This window comes from Nocardioides sp. (genome assembly GCF_034670285.1).
GTDB lineage: Bacteria > Actinomycetota > Actinomycetes > Propionibacteriales > Nocardioidaceae > Nocardioides.
The window spans coordinates 1-2,416 of the sequence record NZ_JAXMNS010000494.1 but is presented as its reverse complement, the minus strand read 5'-3'; the positions used below and the strand labels follow the sequence as shown (position 1 = coordinate 2,416).

Here is a 2,416-nt window from a genome sequence, read left to right as displayed (position 1 = left end):
GTGCGTGCTCAACGCGATCGCCGCGATCAAGGCCGAGGTCGGTGACCTGGCCGCGATCAAGCGGATCGTGAAGGTCGTCGTCTTCGTGGCCTCGACGCCCGACTTCACCGGTCAGCCGGGAGTCGCCAACGGCGCCTCCGAGCTGCTCGGCGAGGTCTTCGGCGATGCCGGCATCCACGCTCGCTCGGCGGTGGGGGTGGCCGTGCTGCCCCTTGACGCGCCGGTCGAGATCGAGCTGCTGGTCGAGGTGTGAAGATCCCGCTGCCGCCGGTCCCGCTGCCCGAGTCGGTGGTCGGGATCGCCGGCGAGTACGCCGACGGCACTCGCACCGCGGTCGTGCCGCGCCAGGCCGCGACCGTGATCCTGCTGGCCGAGGCCGACACCGACGGTGAGGGCCCGGAGGTCTACTACCTGCGCCGTCAGGTCTCGATGGACTTCGCCGCCGGCATGGCCGTCTTCCCGGGCGGAGGGGTCGACCAGCGCGACTTCGACGCCGAGGTGTCCTGGGCCGGCCCGTCGCCGGCCGAGTGGGCCGAGAGGCTCGGCTGCGAGGAGCACCTCGCGCGGGCGCTGGTGTGCGCCGCCGTCCGCGAGACCTTCGAGGAGTCCGGTGTCCTGCTGGCCGGCCCGATCGGTGCCGACGGCATCGGTGACGTCGACGACGAGGTCGTCGCCGACACCACGGGTGACGACTGGGAGGCCGACCGGGTCGCGCTGGAGTCGCGCGAGCTCTCGCTGACCGACTTCCTCAACCGCCGCGGCCTGGTGCTGCGCACCGACCTGCTCGGCGCCTGGGACGGCTGGCTGACGCCGGTCTTCGAGCCCAAGCGCTACGAGACCTGGTTCTTCGTCGCCAAGCTGCCCGAGGGCCAGCGCACCCGCGACGTCTCGACCGAGTCGTCGTCGGTGACGTGGCTGCCCGCGCTCGCGGCCGCGACCCAGGCCGAGTCGGGTGAGCTGGCGATGATGCCGCCGACCTACCTGACCTCGCTCGAGATCGCCTCCTTCGACTCCCGCGACGCGGTGCTGGCTGCGGCCGCCGAACGCCGGATCGAGATGTTCACGCCCACCGTCGAGCCGCTCGGCGACGGGTTCACCCTCTCGATGCCCGACCGGCTGCGGTCACTGGCGGCCGGACGGCACCGCTGATGTCGGGCGAGGCTGGTCAGGCCGCCTGGGCAGGGGGGACCTTCGGGGCGCGCGGTGAGTGCCTGCTCGCCCCCAACCCCGGGATGATGACCCTCGACGGCACCAACACCTGGCTGCTGCGCGAGCCCGGGTCGTCGGTCTCGGTGGTGGTCGATCCGGGCCCGATCGAGGACGGCCACCTCGACCTCGTCGACGAGGTCACCGGTGAGGTCGGGCTGATCCTGCTCACCCATCACCACTACGACCACTCCGAGGTCGCCGCGGCGCTCGCCGAGCGCAAGGGGTGCGTCGTACGGGCGCTGGACTCCGACTACTGCGTCGGCGCACCCGCTGGTCGACGACGAGGTCATCGACGTCGGCGGGCTCACGATCAAGGTGGTCACGACCCCGGGACACACGGCCGACTCGATCTCGTTGCTGCTGCCCGAGGAGCGGGTCCTGCTGTCGGGCGACATGGTGCTCGGGCGGGGCACGACCGTGGTCGCCTACCCCGACGGCCAGCTCGGGCCCTACTTCGACTCGATCGAGCGGATGCGGTCGCTCGTCACCGCGGGCGAGGTCGACGCGATCTGGCCGGCCCACGGCCCGGTGCTGGCCGACGCTCGCGGCGTCCTCGACTACTACCTCGCCCACCGCCGCTCACGCCTCGACCAGGTGCGCGACGCCCTCGCGCAGCTCGACGCCCGGCCGCACGTCGACGGGCTGGCGATGGAGGAGCTGCCGCGCAAGGTCGTCGAGATCGTCTACGCCGACGTCGACGAGTCGCTCTGGGTGCCGGCCGAGTGGTCGGTGCGCGCCCAGCTGGCCTACCTCGCCGAGCACGGCTGAGACCTCCGGCCACTACGCGGTGGATCTGATCAAGCAGGTTGATCAGGACCACCGCACTGTGGACAGTCGTGCGGTTCGCCGTCCCAGCCGCGGGCGTGCATGATGCGGGCGAGCTTGATCGCCGTCGTGCAGGCCCGGCCGAACACCTGCACGTAGCCGAGTCGCACGGTCAGGGCCGCCTGCTCCGAGGCAGCGTCGAGATCGCGCTCGAGATCCCGCGCGCGGTCGGCGGGGTCCGAGTGGAAGATGCGGCCGTCGAGCTCGACGAACAGCTCCAGCTCGGGCAGGGCGACGTCGCGCAGCACGGCGCCGCTCGCGGTGAGCTGAGGCGCCTGCAGGATGCCGGTCGGGAGCCCGTGTGGCCGGGCCACCTCGCTGAGGTAGCCGCGCTCCAGCACCGAGCACGTGCCCAAGGCGACGTCGGCGAGCACGGCCTCGA

General features: G+C 72.2%; 3 protein-coding genes and 2 pseudogenes. 4 read left to right on the top strand and 1 reads right to left on the bottom strand.

The features are described from left to right. The 4 genes and pseudogenes from VOI19_RS18155 to VOI19_RS19385 form a co-directional block, all read left to right on the top strand. Positions 1 to 253, top strand: a 253-nt coding sequence (locus VOI19_RS18155; RefSeq protein WP_323794346.1) for a RidA family protein, incomplete at its 5' end; no start/stop codon positions are given. Continuing rightward, complete coding sequence (locus tag VOI19_RS18150; protein WP_323794345.1) at positions 250 to 1,149, top strand: NUDIX hydrolase; 900 nt, start codon at positions 250 to 252, stop codon at positions 1,147 to 1,149. The genes VOI19_RS18155 and VOI19_RS18150, both read left to right, overlap by 4 nt. Next, positions 1,149 to 1,632, top strand: a pseudogene (locus VOI19_RS19390) (MBL fold metallo-hydrolase); the annotation flags it as partial. The gene VOI19_RS18150 and the pseudogene VOI19_RS19390, both read left to right, overlap by 1 nt. Positions 1,633 to 1,680: 48 nt before the next feature. Further along, a complete protein-coding gene (locus VOI19_RS19385; RefSeq protein ID WP_416366405.1) occupies positions 1,681 to 1,977 on the top strand; it encodes a hypothetical protein in 297 nt (98 codons plus the stop codon). A 29-nt stretch (positions 1,978 to 2,006) separates the two neighbouring features. Here the strand turns inward: VOI19_RS19385 and VOI19_RS18140 are convergent. Then, a pseudogene (locus VOI19_RS18140) lies at positions 2,007 to 2,416 on the bottom strand (hypothetical protein); the annotation flags it as partial.

Excerpts from the sequence above, each read along its gene's own strand:
- VOI19_RS19385 (WP_416366405.1), top strand. The coding sequence starts at position 1,681 with ATGCGGTCGCTCGTCACCGCGGGCGAGGTCGACGCGATCTGGCCGGCC.